The sequence below is a fragment of the Mesorhizobium sp. M1E.F.Ca.ET.063.01.1.1 genome (assembly GCF_003998155.1).
In the GTDB taxonomy this organism is placed as follows: Bacteria; Pseudomonadota; Alphaproteobacteria; order Rhizobiales; family Rhizobiaceae; genus Mesorhizobium.
Genome location: NZ_RZSC01000398.1, coordinates 1 through 5,436, shown reverse-complemented (window position 1 = coordinate 5,436; position 5,436 = coordinate 1). Strand labels below are relative to the sequence as shown.

The 5,436-nt window shown below is 62.3% G+C and carries 7 protein-coding genes; 6 read left to right on the top strand and 1 reads right to left on the bottom strand.

The window, feature by feature from the left end:
• The coding region (nuoH, locus tag EOA29_RS23660) for an NADH-quinone oxidoreductase subunit NuoH (protein ID WP_127221636.1) at positions 1–912 on the bottom strand (912 nt) is incomplete at its 3' end.
• A gap of 356 nt (positions 913–1,268) precedes the next feature.
• On the opposite strand from nuoH, the gene EOA29_RS23655 reads away from it, so the two are divergent.
• The 6 genes from EOA29_RS23655 to EOA29_RS23635 all read left to right on the top strand — a co-directional run bounded on the left by EOA29_RS23655 (position 1,269) and on the right by EOA29_RS23635 (position 4,730).
• Entirely contained in the window at positions 1,269–1,727 is a 459-nt protein-coding gene (locus EOA29_RS23655) for a YbhB/YbcL family Raf kinase inhibitor-like protein (RefSeq protein ID WP_126092617.1), read from the top strand.
• Between the two features lie 240 nt (positions 1,728–1,967).
• Positions 1,968–2,903: an oxygenase MpaB family protein gene (locus EOA29_RS23650; protein ID WP_126092616.1), complete on the top strand. Its 936-nt coding sequence runs from the start codon at positions 1,968–1,970 to the stop codon at positions 2,901–2,903.
• Complete coding sequence (locus EOA29_RS23645) at positions 2,900–3,628, top strand: SAM-dependent chlorinase/fluorinase (RefSeq protein WP_126092615.1); 729 nt, start codon at positions 2,900–2,902, stop codon at positions 3,626–3,628. Before EOA29_RS23650 ends, EOA29_RS23645 begins: the two co-directional genes overlap by 4 nt.
• A 38-nt stretch (positions 3,629–3,666) precedes the next feature.
• Positions 3,667–3,822, top strand: a complete 156-nt coding sequence (locus EOA29_RS41620; RefSeq protein WP_189349918.1) for a hypothetical protein — start codon at positions 3,667–3,669, stop codon at positions 3,820–3,822.
• A 45-nt stretch (positions 3,823–3,867) separates the two neighbouring features.
• Positions 3,868–4,203 carry a 4a-hydroxytetrahydrobiopterin dehydratase gene (locus tag EOA29_RS23640; RefSeq protein WP_126092614.1) on the top strand — a complete coding sequence of 112 codons (336 nt, stop codon included), beginning with the start codon at positions 3,868–3,870 and terminating at the stop codon, positions 4,201–4,203.
• 233 nt (positions 4,204–4,436) lie between these two features.
• The gene (locus tag EOA29_RS23635; RefSeq protein ID WP_125000291.1) at positions 4,437–4,730 is read left to right on the top strand and encodes a GYD domain-containing protein; all 294 of its coding nucleotides are present in this window, start codon (positions 4,437–4,439) and stop codon (positions 4,728–4,730) included.
• Positions 4,731–5,436 lie beyond the last annotated feature (706 nt).

The window sequence follows — 5,436 nt, the reverse complement described above, 5'->3', positions numbered from 1 at the left end:
CAGTTGGTCGTAGCGATAGCGCGGGAAAGTGAAGCGGAACCAGATAAACAGATAGACGAAGAAGGCGACCTTGAGCACGAACCAGAGGAGCGGCGGCAACGGGACCAGCACGCCGTTCCAGCCGCCGAAGAACAGGATCACCGCCAGGACCGACGTCAGGAGCATGACGGCGTATTCACTGACCATGAAGAATGCGAAGCGGATGCCGCTGTATTCGGTATGGAAACCGGCCCCCAGGTCGCCTTCGGCTTCCGCCAGGTCGAAGGGAATGCGCTGCGCTTCGGCCAGGCCGGCTACGAAAAATACAAAGAACCCTACCGGTTGGTAGACGATGTTCCAGACATTGGCTTGCGCCCGCACGATGTCGAGCAGGCTCATGGATTGCGCCAGCATGACCACGCCGATGACCGCGAACCCCATCGGGATCTCGTAGCTGATCATCTGCGCGCAGGTCCTGAGACTGCCCAGGACAGCGTACTTGCTGTTCGCCGCCCAGCCGCCGAAGATAACGCCATAGACCTCGATCCCGATCACCGCAAAGACGAAAAGCAGCGCCACATTCATGTTGGAGACGTAGAGAGTGATCTTGGTGCCGAGCACCGAGACGGATTCGCCGAAGGGGACCGCGACGAACACCACGAAGGGCGGAGCGAGCGCCAGGATTGGCGCCAATTTGAACAGGAAGCGGTCGGCCTCGGCCGGGATGTGGTCCTCCTTGGTCAAGAGCTTGACCCCATCCGCCACCGGCTGCAGCAGCCCATGCCATCCCACACGCATCGGCCCCATCCTCTGCTGCATGTGCCCCGCGATCTTGCGTTCCAGCCAGGTCAGCGGCAATGGCAGCAGCAGCAGGATCGCAATCAGAAACGCGACCTTGAAGACGATCAGCCCAAGAGCAACGACAAGTTCCATGGTCCGAGGCCACTCGTTCACGGGATCAGACCCGCGACCCGATTAGCACTGCACAGTGGTCAGGCTGCGCGGGCGTGGCAATTGCCAACCGCGGCGCAACTTGTGCAATGGTATCACAGCCTTGCCATCACTGGCTACGATGCGTGGGACAGGGCGGCAGGGCGAACCGAACTGCCATTCGATATTGTCTCGTACAATTTCGACAGAGCGCCTATCCTCGCGTCAGATCAACCGTGAAGCTCGTGTCACAACGCAGCCTCAAGGGGCGGCGCCCGCGCTTCCTACCAGTTTTGCCTGGCACCTGGCGTTTTGGGACTGAGTATTGCGCGGCGCGGCAACAGCGTTAGGAGCGACCCATGCAGCTCAGTTCAGGCAGCTTTGCCAACGGTACGACGATCCCGCGGCGCTTCACTTGCGACGGTGAGGATCGTTCCCCTCCCCTCGGCTGGACCGGCGCTCCGGCCGGAACCGGCAGCTTTGTCCTTCTCTGCGATGATCCGGACGCTCCGGCGGGGATCTGGCATCACTGGGCGGCCTATGACATTGCGGCCGATTGTGTAGGGCTGGCCGAAGGCGCCGCCCAGCACGCCGCCAAGCAAGGCTTCAGGCAGGCTACCAACGATTTCCGGCGACCAGGTTACGGTGGTCCCTGTCCACCGCATCGCCACGGCCCGCATCGCTACCACTTCCGGCTGCTGGCACTGTCGATAGATCACCTGCCGCTCGGCAACGACCCACCGTGTCAGGGAGTCGAACGAGAAGCGCGCAAGCATCTCCTCGCCGAGGCGCTCCTCGTCGGAATATATGAGCGATGATGGTCTTCGCTCGTGCGAACTCTGGCAAATTTGAGGAAAGCCTGCGGGTCATGAGCGACAGCACTTGTCGTAGTGGCCCCGGCTGCTTGCTCGGCGTCCGCTCGCGGTGGGCACCGTCATCCAATTGAGCTACTGTGCGCGATCGAGCACCGCAGAAAGTGGCCGTAGTGTCGCCAAGCGCGTCCAGCGGCCCACTTGGCTGCTTGGGTGCACGTGTTTTTTGTGAATGGCGCTCGTGCCATGACCACGCCGATCGTCCTGCCTTGGCCGTTGCAAAGCCTCTTGGAGGCGGTGACGCGGGCGGTGCTGCAACCTGGCGACCTGCCTCACATCGATTTCTCGCGACCGATCGGCGAGGCCGGACTGGTATCGCCGGACTCCGTGTCGTGGCGCGTATTCAAGAACCCGCTCTCGCTGTTCATCGGCGGCGTCACCGCGGTGATCCTGGAGCTTGCTGAACCGCGCGTGCGCACCGGCATATGGGAGCATACCTCTTTCCGCCTTGATCCAATTCAACGACTGCACACCACGGGGCTGGCTGCGATGGTGACGGTCTATGGCCCCCGCACCATGGCCGAGGCCATGATCGCCCGCGTTCGGCGAATACACGACCGCATTGAAGGCGTGACATCGTCAGGCGAGACGTACCACGCCAATGATCCCAACCTTCTGAACTGGGTTCAGGCCACGGCGGCGTACGGCTTTGTCCAGGCTTATCACGTCTATGTGCAGCAGTTCTCCGCATCGGAGCGCGACCGCTATTACGCCGAGGGCGTACCGGCTGCGCGCCTTTTCGGCGCCACAGGCGCGCCGGGATCGGAAGCCGAGCTTGAAGCGCTGTTCCATGCGACCGCCGGACGGCTGGAGCGCTCGGCCATAGTGTTCGAATTCCTCGCGATCATGTGTTCAGCGCCTATTCTGCCGCTGCCGCTGAGGCCGGCGCAGCTCCTGCTGGTGGCGGCCGCCGTTGATCTGGTGCCCTGTTGGGTGCAGGCGCTGTTGGGGCTCACCGGCCACGGATTGCACACTTGGGAATCTGGGGCAGTCCGGCAGGCTGGGGCTTTGGCGGATCGCCTCGTTACGGAATCCAGCCCAGCCGTTCAGGCCTGCCGGCGGATGCGCCTTCCGGCCGACTATTTGTATGTCCGTCGCAGCGCTATCGGCGCCCGCCCATGATTGTCTTGTTCACGGATTTCGGCTTGCATGGCCCCTACACGGGTCAGATGAAGGCTGTGTTGCACCAAATGGCGCCGGGCATCCCCGCGATCGACCTCTTCTCCGACGCGCCGGTCGGCAATCCCAAGGCGTCGGCCTACCTGCTGGCGGCCTACGCGGAGTGGTTTCCCGCGGGAACCGTCTTTCTCTGTGTCGTCGATCCAGGCGTCGGAGGGACGCGCCCGTCGGTCATCGTCGAGGCCGACGGTCGCTTGTATGTCGGCCCCGGCAACGGCCTCTTCGAGCTGATCCAGCGCCGCGCGGCTGAGACGTTCAGCTGGGATATCGACTGGAAGCCAAAGGCCCTGTCTGCCAGCTTCCACGGGCGTGACCTGTTTGCCCCCGTCGCGGCCATGCTGGCACGCCGTGAGCCGCCGCCCGGCAGGCCGCGCCTGGATGAAGCAGATCGCCGTAGAGACTGGCCGGAGGACCTCGCCGAGATCGTCTATATCGACCATTTCGGCAATGCCCTGACCGGCCTAAGGGCGGCCAGGCTGCCGGCGGGTGCAAGGCTCGCCGCAGCAGATCGCGTGCTGGAGGCCGCGACGACCTTCGGCGATCGTCCGCCGGGCACGGCCTTTTGGTACGAGAACTCGAACGGCCTTGCCGAGATTGCCGTCAATCAAGGCCGCGCTGACGGCGAGCTCGGTCTCGCGATCGGCAGTCCTGTGGAGATCGTCCTTTGAACGAAACCGGTTGTCCGTTGCGGCGTTGATCTATCGCGATGCGCAAGTCAACGAAACGAGGCCCGGGCGCCGATCCGCCGAAGCTGCAAAAAGGCGATGACAAGGCGCGGGCGACGACCGGCAACAAGCGGCTTGCCGAGCAGATTCGCAAGGTTCTCGCCAAGCACTATGCGAGCAAATACCGGGCGCGGTGAAAAACGCGATTGCCGCACCCGGAATGAGCACGAAGGGAGGTCGTCATGACCGATGGTATTGCTCAGAAAACCTGTACGCCCTGCCGCGGCGGCGTTCCGCCACTGACGCAGGAGGCAGCTGAGGGCTATCTGTCCCAGACCCCTGGCTGGGAATTGGAGGAGGCGCATCTGCTGCGCCGCAAATTCAAATTTGCGGATTTCCGTCAATCGCTCGACTTCGTCGACAAAGTTGGCCGATTGGCGGAACAAGAACGGCACCATCCCGACATCTGCTTCGGCTGGGGTTATGCGGCAGTCTCGCTGCAGACACACAAGATCAAGGGATTGCACGAGAACGACTTCATCATGGCCGCGAAGATCGACCTCATCGCCGGTTCGTAGAGAGGCACCCCGCACCCAACGGCCGGGACGGGTCCAGAAGTTCGCATTCATGATCCGCACGTCATGGGTGCGATGCCGCAACGAAGAAGTACTATGTGGTCGACACGCCGCCGAGCACCGTTGTCGTTTCTTGACCGCCTGTGGTTCGCGCACCCGGCTCGTGTTATCGTGGTTGCGGGAAACGGCGGACGCGCCGTGAGCGCCCCGCCGGTTCCCCATTGTGGGAGGAACCAATGGCTCATTACGTATTACTGTCGAACTTCACCGATCAAGGTATCAGGACTATAAAGGATACTCAGAAGCGGGCTGAGGCCTTCAAGGCGATGGCCAGCAAAAGCGGGGTCAAGGTTCACACGCTGTTGTGGACGCTTGGCAAACATGATGTCGTAGTGATTGCCGAGGCAGAAGACGACATTGCTGCGACCGCACTAGCCTTATCAATCGCATCAATGGGCAACATCAGAACTGAGACGCTGAGGGCATTCGACACGGCAGATATGACCAAGATATTGGCAAAGATGGCCTGACAGCCGCTTTGCCGACGTGCGCGGGTAATCGAAGCCGGCGCTGGGCTTGAGTGCTCGGCGCCCAAGTCGTCTAGCTATGTCTCATCCCGCCAGACCAACCCGCCTCTCCCAGTGGATCTTCACCATGCGCCGGAACCGGACCGTGTGCGCCTGCTCTCCTGTTCCGTGGAATAGCTCGGCGCTCGTGCATTTCCGGCTCTTGCGTTGCTGGCAGCGCCACGGCCCGGATATGACCAGATGTTGAAGATCAACCGCGCGCTCATATTTGCCTCTCACAAACGGCCCTGCACGTCACCGGAGTTCATTGGGTTCGTCGCCGAAAAGCATTTCCAGCTTTTGGCGTAACGCCATCATTACCGTGCGCGCGACCGCGACATCGCCCGCGGAGAGCCGGCCGCAAGCTCCCCAACCAGAGGGCTCCGCAGCCGCAAGGCCGCGTTATAGGTCGCCCTGCCGCGAGCGGTCAGGACGACGAGTTGTGCGCAACGCTGATGCGGGTTCGGATCGAACGCGACGATGTGCTCTCTGTGCAGATCGTTGACGATCCGCTGCACGTTCTGACGGTTCCCCCTTGCGGGATAGGGACCACGGTCGGTCCGCCTGCCCCGCCGCGATCCTTCTACTACGTTTGATGAGCCTCAGCAGCCCACAAGTCAACAAAATCAAGATGAGGCGCGGAGGTTCGCCACCGGGACCTGGCTAACGG